Origin of the sequence: Planococcus sp. SSTMD024 (genome assembly GCF_041320495.1) — a bacterium.
Taxonomy (GTDB): Bacteria; Bacillota; Bacilli; order Bacillales_A; family Planococcaceae; genus Planococcus.
On sequence record NZ_JBGGNS010000023.1, the window covers coordinates 136,471 to 148,828 of the forward strand.

Consider the following 12,358-nt stretch of genomic DNA (forward strand, 5'->3'; position numbering starts at 1 on the left):
GACACAAAAAAATCAGGCATAAAAAGCAGTGCTTTTCAATTGGAATAGCTATAGTAGACTGGGCTTTACAAAAAAGCCCTTTTCTTTTTACTGTACTTTACATAGAATGGGAAGAGAATCAGTTGCGGAAGGGAATTTTACGCCTATGAATAAATCATTTCAACGTGTCCGAAATCTTACACCTGCACAGGCAATCGTGGCGTATTATTTCGTAGCGATTGCTTTTTCCTTTTTGCTCCTGCGGCTTCCGGGAGTCCTGCAGCCTGGAGTAAGCATGACCTATATCGACACTTTATTTACCGCCGTCAGCGCAGTCAGTGTCACCGGCCTGACGGTCATCGATGTCTCGCAAACCTTATCGGTATTCGGCATCATCGTGTTGATGGTCATCCTTCAATTCGGGGGCATCGGCATTATGTCGATCGGGACGTTTTTCTGGATACTGCTCGGCAAACGAATCGGGCTCCGTGAGCGCCAATTGATCATGGTCGACCACAACCAATCGAGCATGGCCGGTGTTGTCAAATTGATCACCGAAATTGTCAAGATCCTGTTGCTGATCGAAGCAATCGGCGCATTGATTTTGACCGTCTACTTCACACAATACTTCTATACTTTCAGCGAAGCTCTGTTACACGGAGTGTTCGGGGCAGTTACGGCTACTACCAACGGCGGATTCGACATCACAGGGGCGTCACTGCAGCCTTATGTCGATGATTATTTCGTCCAGATCGTCAACATGCTGCTGATTATCCTCGGGGCGATCGGTTTTCCGGTATTGATCGAACTGAAGGAATTCTTGTCGAACGGGACAAAGAATTTTCGATTCTCGCTGTTTACCAAAATTACGACGAGCATCTTCGGCATGCTCTTGGTCGTCGGCACTGTCGGCATCTTAATTTTGGAGTCGGTCAACGCGTTCAAGGGGATGTCTTGGCACCAGACCTTTTTCGGGGCATTGTTCCATTCGGTATCATCCCGCTCCGGTGGTTTGGTCACCATCGACATCACGCAGTTCAGCGACGCGACCAACGTATTCATGAGTGCGCTTATGTTCATCGGGGCCTCGCCCAGTTCGGCAGGCGGCGGCATCCGGACGACCACTTTTGCGATCGCCATCTTGTTTTTGATCAATTTTGCGAGAGGCAAGAACACGATCCAAATTTTCAACCGTGAAATTGAATTGATTGACGTATTCCGGTCATTTGCGGTGCTGTTCCTTGCAGGGGCGATGGTGCTGCTAGCGACGATGTTATTGATCATTACCGAACCGAATGCATCGATTGTGGAGATTCTCTTTGAGATTACGTCAGCGTTCGGTACGTGCGGGATGTCGCTTGGGCTGACGAGTGAATTATCCTCGATCGGCAAAGTGATTGTCATGGTCCTGATGTTCATCGGGCGGGTCGGCTTGATTTCGTTCCTGTTCACTATCGGCGGCAAGACGGACCCGACAAAATTCCATTATCCGAAAGAACGCGTCATCATCGGATAAGTCACCTGCACGTGCTATTCGTCCGTTAAAAGGATATAATTGTAGCAATCGAGTAATCATAGCGGAAATGAGTGAACGAAAATGAATGAAGACATCAAAGAGTCATTGAAACTGTTTATCGTTTTGTCCCGTGCGCATAAAGCGATTTCGGAACAAACCAATCAATTTTTCCAGGAGAATGGCGTCAATCCGACAGAGTTTGCTGTACTTGAGCTGCTTTATCACAAGGGGCGCCAACCGCTTCAAAAAATCGGCGGGAAAATCCTGCTGGCCAGCGGGTCGATCACGTATGTCATCGACAAGCTGGAAAAACGCGGGTTCATCACGCGTGTCAATTGCCCGACCGACCGTCGCATCACCTATGCGGAAATTACGGAAGAAGGCAAGACATTCATGGCGAACATCTTCCCGGCACACGAGCAAAAGCTTCACGAACTGATGGCAGCTTTATCTTCGAAAGAAAAAGAGCAGGCCATCGAATTGATGAAGAAAATCGGCTTGTCGATCAAAGACTTGTCCTATTGAAAAAAGATCCTCCGCTTGGGAGGATCTTTTTTATTTTTGTACACGCTCGATGGTTTGGGCCATTTGGATGAAATCGTCCCTCGCTTCGACGGTGCTGTGGTCGAAGATCGTCACACGGCCCACGATATTGTCGGCTTCGAAGGCGATGCCTGTTACGTGGCCTTCAGCCGTTTCCACTTCATAGGCGGCTGAATTGCTGAATGCTGAGCTATCGTAGCCTGTGAACTCAGCCAATTCAGCGTCGGGATTGGAGGCCTGGACGGTATCTTGTGTATTGCTGACCAGCTCGTCGAAATCGATGTCACTCGGATAATAAGTTTCAACACGCATGAAGACGGCATCGTTTTCTTGAAGGAAGATGACATCGCGATTTGGTTCTTCTGCAGTGAACTCATAGCCCTCCAGCACATAAAGCTGGTAAGCCTGCCCGTCGCTCATCGTCAGTTCGCCTTCAGGTGTTTCACTGTGTTCATCACCTGAAATGCCTTCTGTTTCTTCCGCCGATTCTTCAGTCGTTTCCAATTCTTCAGTCGTTTCACCGCTTTCTTCCTCAGCGCTCTCAGCCGGCTCAGTATCAGCTTCCTCCCCGGCAAGCTCTGCAGTTCCGCAGCCTGCAAGAAGCACGCCAATCGTGAGCAGTGATGGAGTGAATAATGCATTCTTTTTCATGAATCAAATTCCTCCCTTCCGATTTCCCTATTAGACGGGCAGAAAGAGGAAATGTTTCAAACCATTTGTCATCTTCCGCGCTTTGAAATCGCCGACAACTTTAAACCGGCAATGGCATGATGATGAACAGGAAGACCAGGACGACCAAGTGAGTGATGATTAATAGCGGCATGCTGCGTTTCCATTCATAAAGGATACCGAGCAATGCACCTGCTACAATGCCGGCCACAATACTTGGCCAGAAGCCGCTGAAGGCCAGCGCGATGCCGAATAAAAGTGATGCGCCCAAAATGGCGAACGGCAGTTTCATGTATTTTTTCAATTGCTGCTGGATATAGCCGCGCCAGAAAAGTTCCTCGCCTGGAACGATGACAAACATCAACAATAGGTAATGCCAAATGCTGGTTGGGCCGAATAAGGTTTGGATGGCGGAGACTGGGCCTTCCACATTAAGCGGAAGAACATCGAAGAACAGGTAGCCAAGTGCCAGGACGGTGTAGATGAGGCTTCCGAACAACATGCCATATGCCAATGATTTCCAAGTTTTCAATTCGTCGAATACAGAGTAGTTAACGAGCGCGATCGACATCAGCACCAAAATGGCGAAAGTGTACATATACCAGAAGATGGCTGTATTTTCGAAAGCTAGATGATATAAATAAAGTGAAAGCGGCAATAGCCAGATTAGCGTATGGCGCTTTAATAGAGTAAGCATAGAAAAAATCCTCCTAAATCAACAAAGGCTTCCCGTGTTGTGGGCAAAGCGCAATGTGGCTGGACGGGCATGGTTTCGTCCGTATAGTATTATAACAGAAGGATTTTAACAAAACGAAAGGAAAGGAGAACATTTCATGACTGATTATGCGAACGAACTGGAGCGATTGAAAAATGGCGAGATCGACACACTGGATATTCCAAAAGAAGAGTTTTTGGAGTTTCGCAAGATATTGACTGAACGGGAAGATTTCAAACATTTTAGGGGAACGGCTTTCCATCACGGCAAAACGCAATATGAATATACGGTAGAACCGTCTAAATGATGTGTTGGATTACGGCGGAATCGCAAGAAAATCATGCAATGAAATTTTTTTCGCAAAAAAAGGTTTAGCCTATGTTTTGAGGGGGCATAGTATACTTGAACACAGCAACATTCTCATTTCCCCCTTTTGTGGTCGGCCCTTTATGGACCGGCCTTTTTTTTATGCCGAAAAAGAAGAGTGAATAGACTGATGATTTTTGCTATTATGGAAATATAAAGGAGGCAATCAAATGAAAATTGGATTTATCGGGACCGGGGTCATGGGCAATAGCATCGGGCGCCATCTGCTGGAGGAAGGACATGAATTATCCGTCTTCACGAGAACGGCTGCAAAAGCAGAAGAATTACTGGAAAAAGGCGCAGTTTGGAAAAACAATCCGCGTGAGCTGGCTGAATCTACAGAAGTGATTTTTACGATGGTCGGGTACCCAAGGGATGTGCAAGAAATCTATTTCGGCGAAAACGGCTTGCTGGCAAATGCCGCCAAAGGAACGGTGCTCATCGATTTGACCACTTCCCAGCCGAAACTGGCACAGGAAATTGCAGAAGCTGCTCGGGCCAATGGCTTGCATGCCCTTGATGCACCTGTCTCTGGAGGGGATATCGGGGCGAAAAATGCCGTTCTATCCGTAATGGTTGGCGGTGAAGAAGATATTTTCAATCAAATGCTTCCACTGTTTCGGCTGTTTGCCGGCAATATCATTCTTCAAGGCCCGGCAGGTTCTGGGCAGCATACAAAGATGTGCAACCAGATCAACATCGCGAATAATATGCTGGGTGTCTGCGAATCACTCATCTATGCGAAAAAGGCAGGACTGGACCCCGAGAACGTATTGCGTTCCATCTCGGCCGGGGCAGCCGGTTCTTGGTCATTGTCGAATTTGGCCCCGAAAATGATTGAAGGCGATTTCCGTCCGGGATTTTACATCAAGCATTTCATCAAGGATATGAAAATAGCGGTAGAGGAATCCGAACGATGGGGCCTGGACCTTCCGGGATTGAAATTATCGCTGGGCATTTATGAGGAATTGGAACGTGCAGGGGACGGTGACCTTGGCACCCAGGCATTGATCCGCCATTTCGATTTTGCGGAAAAATAAGCAGAATAAAACCGGCAGTGTTGAACTGCCGGCAGGGTCAATCAAAATAGGATTTTTTCGGTGAATAGAAACGATTCATTTCTTTCGGCTCGTAGCGTTTGGAAATAGCCGAAATGGCCGGCTTCTTTTCTGGAGGCTCCAGCCCGGTGTAATTTTGAAGCAATTCTTTTGCATGCTTCAAGTTCATGCGGCTCGGCGGATTGCGATAGGATTCATCCAAATCGCCAAAATGCTCGAGTGACTGGAAATCTTCCTTTTTGGGAAGCATGTGGAAATAATAATTGCCGCATTTCACGAGGACAGATGATTGTTGTTGGCTCTTTCGGGGGTTTTTGCTGAAGTGCAGGCCAAGCTTTTGTGCCCGTTTTTGTTGGATCATCAGATTCAAGGCTTGCTTTTTTAAGGCATACAGAAATTGATTGTCAGGAGCGGTCTTTGCGTGGCGGTTGACAGTGAAAATGGCTTGTGCGATTTCCGAATCTTTCATCGTTGAGGACATGGGCTCATTCCTTTCGCAATAGTGGATTGATCAGTCTTTGTCCATCATATCAAAATTTTCAGTCACTGTACATAAACCGGATAGTGCCAAGACGCTGGAAATGATTCTAAAAAAGGGGATGTTGAGATGTTGAGTGAACAAACAATAATCGTGACCGGTGGCTCCAGTGGGATGGGCTTTCATATGGCGGAAAAGTTTGCCGCTGAAGGGGCGAACGTCATCATTACGGGACGGGATATGGAAAAACTGAACGAATCGTTGACGAAATTATCGGGGCTTGGCGGGCAAGCGGAAGCATTCCAGATGGATGTCCGTGAACCTGAACATGCCAAGGCGATGGTCAATTTCGCGCATGAGAAATTTGGGCGGATCGATGGGCTAGTCAATAACGCGGCAGGGAATTTCATCGTCCATGCTGAAAAATTATCGCCGAATGGATGGCGCTCTGTTATTGACATCGTCTTGAATGGGACATTTTTCTGTTCCCACGCAGTGGGCAATTATTGGATTGAAAATGGCACAAAGGGGAATATACTTAATATGCTGGCTACATATGCCTGGAATGCCGGCGCAGGCGTCGCACATTCCGCCGCCGCGAAAGCCGGGGTCATGTCGCTGACCCGGACGCTGGCGGTGGAATGGGGCACGCAATACGGCATCCGTGTCAACGGGATCGCTCCCGGCCCGATCGAACGCACTGGGGGCGCAGATAAACTTTTCGAGTCTCAAGAAGCGATGCAGCGGACCTTGAAATCTGTCCCTTTAGGGCGGCTTGGAAAACCGGAAGAAGTGGCAGAGCTGGCAGCATTCATCATGTCAGAGAAAGCGGCTTACATGAACGGGGAAATCGTGACCTTAGACGGTGGCCAGTGGTTGAATAAATTCCCTTTTTAAGCCAAAATCCCCAATTAAATAGTTTCGGGAATCGTGTTATGTTATGATGTAATCGAAGTGTTTCAGCATCAGACCATGAGATGCAAAAGGAGTAGAGCACATGATTTCATTACCGAGCAAAGATTTTCTTGAAACCCCGATCGAAGAATTTGTCATCTCGTCCGAAAAAGTAGCACATGTCCAAATCGGCAATAGCGCCGAGCATGCTTTATTGGTTTTGACGAAGACCGGCTATTCCGCCATCCCGGTTTTGGATGCAAAGTACCGGTTTCACGGCTTGATTAATGCCCAGCGCATCACAGACGCCATTCTTGGAATGGACCATATAGAGTATGAGAAACTTGGCGATATTCGAGTTGAGGAGATTATGCAGACCGACCTGCCGCTGATTCATTTGAATGACCGCTTCCAAAAAGCCTTGGATTTGGTGATTGACCAAAACTTTCTTTGTGTAGTGGATGATGACGGAATGTTTATGGGGATTTTGACGAGACGGATCGTCTTGAAGCAATTGAAAAAACAACTTTACCAGTTCAAACGATAATCACCCTGAAAAAGGTCTCATCCATTGAGGCCTTTTTTTCTGCTGGTTGAAAGAAGGGATCGATATGGAACAATCGAAACGCCCGCTCATCTTGATTGCGGTTATGCTGGCGATGTTCGTTGCCGCGGTCGAAGCGACCATTGTCTCGACAGCGATGCCGAGCATTGCCGCAGACCTCGGCGGTTTTTCGAAATACAGTTGGGTGTTTTCCGCTTATTTGCTCATGAGCACAGTGACGGTGCTGTTGTACGGGAAATTAGCGGACCTTGTCGGCAGGAAAGCGATTTTTGCATTTGGCATGCTGTTGTTTTTAATTGGCTCCTGGCTCTGCGGGTTGGCCGATTCGATGGAGCAGTTAATCGCTTTCCGCTTTATCCAAGGAGCGGGTGCTGGGGCTATCATGCCGATTGCCTCAACGATTGTGGGGGATATTTATTCTCCTGAAGAACGGGCGAGGATACAAGGGTATTTGTCGAGCGTATGGGGGATATCGGCCATCGCCGGCCCTGCGATCGGTGGTGTTCTCGTTGCGACGATCGGCTGGCAATACGTTTTCTGGGTCAACTTGCCGCTTGGGATCTTGTCGCTGCTTGGCATCTTGGTTTATTTGAAAGAACCGGTGCGCAGGGAGCGGGCGAAAGTCGATTTCAGAGGCGCCTTGTTTTTGACGGTTGCACTTAGCAGCGTATTGTATCTGCTAATCGAAGGGGGCGTGTCTTTTGGCTGGCTCTCGACTCCTTCTTATTTGCTTGCAACGATCGGCGCCTTGTTCCTGTTCTGGTTTGTCAAAGCAGAGCGGGCATCGAGCGATCCGATGATGCCGTTTGAAATTTGGCAAAATCGGGCGATTCTCTACGCAAATTTGGTTTCGCTCGCGACGGGAATTATATTGATCGGCATTTCCAGCTATTTGCCGGCTTATGTGACGGGGGTGATGGAGCAGCCAGCGGCAATCGCAGGATTTACGTTGACGACGATGTCGATCGGGTGGCCAATCGCTTCTGTCCTGTCCGGAAGGCTTTTGATCAACATCGGTTATTTCCGTACTTCGCTTATGGGAGGTACGTTCCTTCTGCTCGGAACGGCGTTGTTTGTCCTGATGCAGCCCGGATTTGGGCCGCTGTGGGCAGGGATGTCGAGTTTCTTCGTCGGTGTCGGCATGGGATTGACCAGTACTGCCTTTATCGTCTCGATCCAATCCGCAGTGTCTTACGATAAGCGGGGGGCGGCCACCGCTTCGAATATGTTCATGCGTAACCTTGGCAGCACGATCGGCGTTGCGCTTCTTGGCAGCATATTGAACAGCTCGCTATTGAACCGGCTGGATGATTCGGGCAATAGCTTAACGCTGGAATCGGTCAACTCGATTTTGAGCATCGATAGCCGCGTGCAGCTGCCGGAAGGGGATAAGCTGGTGCTGCAGGAAGCCTTGGCTTTCGGGCTGCGCAACGTCTATAGCATTGCATTGCTCTGCGCCTTGCTCAGTTTCCTGCTGATTTTCGGCTTGCGCGGGTTGAAAGGAGTGAAACCGGATGTCAAATGAAGAAATGATAATTAAAGTCCTCGCTGAAGAAGGCAATATGAGAAAAGCGGCAGAACGGCTTTTCTTATCGCAGCCTGCTTTGTCACAGCGATTGCAATCCATCGAAAAAGAGTGGGGCCAGCAATTGTTCGTGCGTTCCCAGAAAGGGCTGACGCCGACGCCGGCTGGAGAATTGGTCATTCAATACGCAAAAGAAGCGGTTGTGCGCCGGGAAGAGATTTTCGAACAGCTGCACACTTTAAGTGAAAAAGTACACGGCACTTTGAAAATCGCCTGCGCGTCGATCATCGGCCAGAACTGGCTCCCGAAAGTGCTGAAAGATTTCATCACCTTGTATCCGGAAGCGAAAGTGCAATTGATCACCGGCTGGAGTTCAGAGATTGTCCGCGCCCTATACGACGGCGAAGCCCATATCGGCATTGTCCGGGGACAGACCGACTGGAAAGGCCCGAAGATCCATTTGTTCAAAGACACTTTGTATTTAGTTGATAAGGAAATCAGTTCCTTGGAAGAAGTAATGCAAACGGAACGGCCGTTCATCCAATTTAAAAGCGATTCCACGTATTACGAGGAAATCCAGCAATGGTGGCAGAAGCATTTCGCTTCCAATCCGAAACGGCAAATTACGGTCGATCAGATCGAAACGTGCAAACAGATGGCAGTCAATGGCATCGGCTATGCCATTTTGCCATCGATCACTTTGACCGGATCGGAGGATGTCCACACGGTGCCGCTGACGAATAGCGAAGAGGAACTTGAGCTGACACGCGATACGTGGCTAATCGGCTATGAATCTTCTTTCCAGCTCCGGCAGGTCGAAGCCTTTGTCGATATTGTCAAAAAACACGCCACTCTGTTAGACTAAAGAATGTATTATTATACTGACTCAGATATAATAACACCATTACATGAGAGAAAGAGGTTTTGATCAATGGAACAAATGGATGCAAATCAAATTATTTCGTACATACAGAATGCGAAGAAATCGACGCCTGTAAAAGTATATGTCAAAGGTGAAGGCGTAGCTGCGCTTAATTTTGGCGAAGGCTCGAAAGTATTCGGTGAAGGCAATCATGCCACAGTGTTCGGCGAATGGGCGGAAGTGGAAAAAGCACTTGAGCAGCACGCCTCAGTCATCGAAGATTCCGTAGTGGAAAATGACCGCAGAAACTCAGCGATCCCGATGCTCGACTTGAAAAACATCAACTCCCGCATCGAACCCGGTGCGTTTATCCGTGAAAACGTAGAAATCGGCAACAATTGCATCATCATGATGGGCGCTGTCATCAATATCGGTTCTGTCATCGGTGATGGCACGATGATCGACATGGGCGTCATCATGGGCGGCCGCGCGACAGTCGGGAAAAACTGCCATATCGGCGCCGGCGCTGTATTGGCAGGCGTGATTGAGCCTGCATCTGCCACACCGGTAATCATTGAGGACGATGTCATGATCGGCGCGAACGCAGTCGTATTGGAAGGCGTCCGCATCGGCAAGGGCTCCGTCGTCGCTGCGGGGGCTGTCGTTATCGAAGATGTGCCTGAAAACGCAGTTGTCGGCGGCACGCCAGCACGCGTATTGAAGCTGATGGATGAAAAGACCCGTTCGAAAACAGAAATCAAGCAAGAACTCCGCCAGCTGTAAGAGGGCAATTATGGATCTTATTCGAATCAGAAGAGAGCTTCATGAAATTCCGGAAATCGGATTTCAGGAATTTAAAACGCAAAGCTATTTGAAAGATATTATTTCGCAAATGGCCTCAGGTCGCATCGAGCTAATTGAATGGCGCACAGGATTGGTTGTCAAAGTAAGTGGCAGCTCGCCCGAAAAAACAATCGGCTGGCGCACGGATATCGACGGATTGCCGATCCGCGAGGAAACCGGACTGCCATTTTCCTCGCGCCACGAAGGGTTCATGCATGCATGCGGGCACGATGTCCACATGACAGTCGCGCTTGGCTTGCTGGAACAGTTAGTTGAACACCCGATTGATAATGATGTCGTGATCTTGTTCCAACCTGCAGAAGAAGGGCCGGGCGGTGCACAGCCGCTTTTGGAATGGCTTGAAAAAGAGCGTCCGGATCTCTTGCCGGATGAACTATTTGCCCTCCACATTGCACCTGAACTGCCGGTCGGCACTGTCGCAACGAAGCCTGGGCTGCTCTTTGCCAACACATCGGAATTGTTCATCGATCTGCACGGCAAAGGCGGCCATGCGGCATATCCGCATCAGACGCGCGATATGGCGGTGGCTGCAGCGGCTTTATTGATGCAATTGCAGACAATCGTGAGCCGCAATGTCGACCCGATGGATTCAGCCGTATTGACGGTCGGGAAGATGTCGGCCGGCACGGTGCAGAACATCATCGCTGAACGGGCGCGCCTGGAAGGTACAATCCGCACCTTGACGCCCGAGTCGATGGAAAGCGTAAAAAAACGCGTCGAATCGCTGTGCCGCTCGATCGAAGAAGGCTATGAATGCCGTGTGTCGATTGATTACGGGTCCAATTATCGCCAAGTAGACAATGACGAATGGCTTGCCGAATCGTTTTTGAGCTATGCACAGGGCACGCCGGACATTCAAGCAGTCCGCAGCAAAGCCGCTATGACAGGTGAAGATTTCGGCTATTTCACCGAACAGCTGCCGGCTTTGATGTTCTGGGCAGGGGCCGGATCGGAATACGGCTTGCACCATGCCCAACTGGCGCCGGACGAGAGGCTCCTGTCGTTCATGCCCAAGTTCATTTATGATTATTTCAAGCAACGATAAAAAAAGCGAGATGCCGCTTATGGCGTCTCGCTTTTTGTTTAACTTAATTAAGTATTCAGCTGCTGCGGCTTTCCTGCAGCAGCTCTTTTTTTCGCGTCGACCAGTTAAAGGCGATAAAGAAGCAGACGAGCAAAATGAAGGTTCCGGTAATATACGGGAAGCTCATGTCGATATCGAACAGGATCCCGGCAAGTGCCGGGCCAATCATATTGCCCAGGCTCATGTAGGCATTGTTCATGCCGGCCGCATATCCTTGCGAATCGCCAGCGAGTTTTGAAATGAGCGTATTGATTGCAGGGCGCAGGAGGGAGGCGGCTGTGAAAAAGATTGCTGCCACGAATAGGATCGTCCAGAAAGTATTGACGAACAGAATGCCAATCATTGCTGCGGCTGAAATGAGCAGATTGACAAGGATGACGCGCATCTCGCCGAAACGCTTGAACAAGCTGTCGATGACGAAAGTTTGCACGATTACGCCGACAAAGCCGCCGACAGTGATGACGACCGAAATTTCTTTCGGCGTGAATTGGAACTGTTTATCGACATACAAGGCGATCGTCGACTGGAAATTCGACAGCCCGAATGCAAAGATGAACATGACCAGCAGCATGACGAAATACGGTGTGTAGACAGAGCGCTTCATCTGCTGGTACAGGTTCTCGCGTTTATAGTCCACAGCCTGTACGGCCGGTTTGACGTTAGGCAAGGCGATATAGGAGAGCAAAGCGGACAACAAAGCGACAGAAGTTGCGACATAGAACGGGAACTGCAGGCTGACTTCAGACAGGAAACCGCCGATGCCAGGCCCGATCATGAAGCCAAGGGACATCGACGCGCCGAGCAAGCCCATTCCTTTGCCCCGTTCTTCGTATGTCGTGATATCGGCCACAAATGCCATCATCGGCGGGATCAGGAATGCGCCGCCGAGGCCGCTGAAGAAACGTGCAAGGTAGAGGACCCATAATTCGGTTGCCATGCCGAATAGGAGCTGTGACAAGCCAAATACGACCAGGCCGAAAATGATCAAGTTCTTGCGCCCGTATTTATCGGAGAGTTCCCCGGAAATCGGCGAAAAAAGGAATTGGGCAAAAGCGAAAGTGGCGATCAAGGTACCGAGCGCCTGGCCTGCAACGCCGAACGTTTCCAAGTATGCCGGCATGATCGGGATGATGAGGCCAATCCCGCTCATGGCAATGAACATATTGAACATGAGAATGTATAAGGCGAATTTAGTTGATTTAACGGCCATGAGCCTAACCTTCCTCCGTTATTATTTCGT

Annotated in this window: 14 protein-coding genes; 10 read left to right on the top strand and 4 right to left on the bottom strand. The window is 49.2% G+C overall.

Going from position 1 to position 12,358, the window contains the following annotated elements; translation table 11 throughout:
- Window positions 1-145: 145 nt before the first annotated feature.
- Together AB9R92_RS14870 and AB9R92_RS14875 are read left to right on the top strand one after the other, a co-directional pair.
- A complete protein-coding gene (locus AB9R92_RS14870; protein ID WP_370670232.1) occupies window positions 146-1,495 on the top strand; it encodes a TrkH family potassium uptake protein in 1,350 nt (449 codons plus the stop codon).
- 81 nt (window positions 1,496-1,576) lie between these two features.
- On the top strand, window positions 1,577-2,020 hold the full coding sequence (locus AB9R92_RS14875) for a MarR family winged helix-turn-helix transcriptional regulator (protein WP_370670233.1): 444 nt from the start codon (window positions 1,577-1,579) through the stop codon (window positions 2,018-2,020).
- A gap of 30 nt (window positions 2,021-2,050) precedes the next feature.
- On the opposite strand, the gene AB9R92_RS14880 is transcribed toward AB9R92_RS14875, so the two are convergent.
- Window positions 2,051-2,689: a hypothetical protein gene (locus AB9R92_RS14880; RefSeq protein WP_370670234.1), complete on the bottom strand. Its 639-nt coding sequence runs from the start codon at window positions 2,687-2,689 to the stop codon at window positions 2,051-2,053.
- Between the two features lie 100 nt (window positions 2,690-2,789).
- Window positions 2,790-3,404 (bottom strand): CPBP family intramembrane glutamic endopeptidase, encoded by a 615-nt coding sequence (locus AB9R92_RS14885; RefSeq protein WP_370670235.1) that lies wholly within the window; start codon window positions 3,402-3,404, stop codon window positions 2,790-2,792.
- A gap of 136 nt (window positions 3,405-3,540) precedes the next feature.
- Here AB9R92_RS14885 and AB9R92_RS14890 point away from each other — a divergent pair, with 136 nt between their 5' ends.
- Together AB9R92_RS14890 and AB9R92_RS14895 are read left to right on the top strand one after the other, a co-directional pair.
- Window positions 3,541-3,729 (top strand): hypothetical protein, encoded by a 189-nt coding sequence (locus AB9R92_RS14890; RefSeq protein ID WP_274843807.1) that lies wholly within the window; start codon window positions 3,541-3,543, stop codon window positions 3,727-3,729.
- Window positions 3,730-3,958: 229 nt separating this feature from the next.
- The gene (locus AB9R92_RS14895; protein WP_370670236.1) at window positions 3,959-4,828 is read left to right on the top strand and encodes an NAD(P)-dependent oxidoreductase; all 870 of its coding nucleotides are present in this window, start codon (window positions 3,959-3,961) and stop codon (window positions 4,826-4,828) included.
- 37 nt (window positions 4,829-4,865) lie between these two features.
- Here AB9R92_RS14895 and AB9R92_RS14900 read toward each other — a convergent pair whose 3' ends face one another.
- The gene (locus AB9R92_RS14900; RefSeq protein WP_370670237.1) at window positions 4,866-5,327 is read right to left on the bottom strand and encodes a YkyB family protein; all 462 of its coding nucleotides are present in this window, start codon (window positions 5,325-5,327) and stop codon (window positions 4,866-4,868) included.
- Between the two features lie 126 nt (window positions 5,328-5,453).
- On the opposite strand from AB9R92_RS14900, the gene fadH reads away from it, so the two are divergent.
- From fadH to AB9R92_RS14930, 6 genes are all read left to right on the top strand, one after another.
- The gene (fadH, locus tag AB9R92_RS14905; protein WP_370670238.1) at window positions 5,454-6,221 is read left to right on the top strand and encodes a 2,4-dienoyl-CoA reductase; all 768 of its coding nucleotides are present in this window, start codon (window positions 5,454-5,456) and stop codon (window positions 6,219-6,221) included.
- Between the two features lie 100 nt (window positions 6,222-6,321).
- Window positions 6,322-6,765 (top strand): cyclic-di-AMP-binding protein CbpB, encoded by a 444-nt coding sequence (gene cbpB, locus AB9R92_RS14910; RefSeq protein WP_370670240.1) that lies wholly within the window; start codon window positions 6,322-6,324, stop codon window positions 6,763-6,765.
- 64 nt (window positions 6,766-6,829) lie between these two features.
- Window positions 6,830-8,308 (top strand): MDR family MFS transporter, encoded by a 1,479-nt coding sequence (locus AB9R92_RS14915; protein WP_370670241.1) that lies wholly within the window; start codon window positions 6,830-6,832, stop codon window positions 8,306-8,308.
- On the top strand, window positions 8,298-9,173 hold the full coding sequence (locus AB9R92_RS14920; RefSeq protein ID WP_370670242.1) for a transcriptional regulator CcpC: 876 nt from the start codon (window positions 8,298-8,300) through the stop codon (window positions 9,171-9,173). Before AB9R92_RS14915 ends, AB9R92_RS14920 begins: the two co-directional genes overlap by 11 nt.
- 66 nt (window positions 9,174-9,239) lie before the next feature.
- Window positions 9,240-9,953 carry a 2,3,4,5-tetrahydropyridine-2,6-dicarboxylate N-acetyltransferase gene (dapD, locus tag AB9R92_RS14925; RefSeq protein WP_370670243.1) on the top strand — a complete coding sequence of 238 codons (714 nt, stop codon included), beginning with the start codon at window positions 9,240-9,242 and terminating at the stop codon, window positions 9,951-9,953.
- A gap of 10 nt (window positions 9,954-9,963) precedes the next feature.
- Window positions 9,964-11,079, top strand: a complete 1,116-nt coding sequence (locus AB9R92_RS14930; protein WP_370670244.1) for an N-acetyldiaminopimelate deacetylase — start codon at window positions 9,964-9,966, stop codon at window positions 11,077-11,079.
- 55 nt (window positions 11,080-11,134) lie between these two features.
- On the opposite strand, the gene AB9R92_RS14935 is transcribed toward AB9R92_RS14930, so the two are convergent.
- Window positions 11,135-12,328 carry an MFS transporter gene (locus tag AB9R92_RS14935; RefSeq protein WP_370670245.1) on the bottom strand — a complete coding sequence of 398 codons (1,194 nt, stop codon included), beginning with the start codon at window positions 12,326-12,328 and terminating at the stop codon, window positions 11,135-11,137.
- Between the last annotated feature and the right edge of the window lie 30 nt (window positions 12,329-12,358).

Coding starts and splice junctions, on each gene's coding strand:
- AB9R92_RS14870 (WP_370670232.1), top strand. CDS start 146: ATGAATAAATCATTTCAACGTGTCCGAAATCTTACACCTGCACAGGCA.
- AB9R92_RS14875 (WP_370670233.1), top strand. CDS start 1,577: ATGAATGAAGACATCAAAGAGTCATTGAAACTGTTTATCGTTTTGTCC.
- AB9R92_RS14880 (WP_370670234.1), bottom strand. CDS start 2,689: ATGAAAAAGAATGCATTATTCACTCCATCACTGCTCACGATTGGCGTG.
- AB9R92_RS14885 (WP_370670235.1), bottom strand. CDS start 3,404: ATGCTTACTCTATTAAAGCGCCATACGCTAATCTGGCTATTGCCGCTT.
- AB9R92_RS14890 (WP_274843807.1), top strand. CDS start 3,541: ATGACTGATTATGCGAACGAACTGGAGCGATTGAAAAATGGCGAGATC.
- AB9R92_RS14895 (WP_370670236.1), top strand. CDS start 3,959: ATGAAAATTGGATTTATCGGGACCGGGGTCATGGGCAATAGCATCGGG.
- AB9R92_RS14900 (WP_370670237.1), bottom strand. CDS start 5,327: ATGTCCTCAACGATGAAAGATTCGGAAATCGCACAAGCCATTTTCACT.
- fadH (WP_370670238.1), top strand. CDS start 5,454: ATGTTGAGTGAACAAACAATAATCGTGACCGGTGGCTCCAGTGGGATG.
- cbpB (WP_370670240.1), top strand. CDS start 6,322: ATGATTTCATTACCGAGCAAAGATTTTCTTGAAACCCCGATCGAAGAA.
- AB9R92_RS14915 (WP_370670241.1), top strand. CDS start 6,830: ATGGAACAATCGAAACGCCCGCTCATCTTGATTGCGGTTATGCTGGCG.
- AB9R92_RS14920 (WP_370670242.1), top strand. CDS start 8,298: ATGTCAAATGAAGAAATGATAATTAAAGTCCTCGCTGAAGAAGGCAAT.
- dapD (WP_370670243.1), top strand. CDS start 9,240: ATGGAACAAATGGATGCAAATCAAATTATTTCGTACATACAGAATGCG.
- AB9R92_RS14930 (WP_370670244.1), top strand. CDS start 9,964: ATGGATCTTATTCGAATCAGAAGAGAGCTTCATGAAATTCCGGAAATC.
- AB9R92_RS14935 (WP_370670245.1), bottom strand. CDS start 12,328: ATGGCCGTTAAATCAACTAAATTCGCCTTATACATTCTCATGTTCAAT.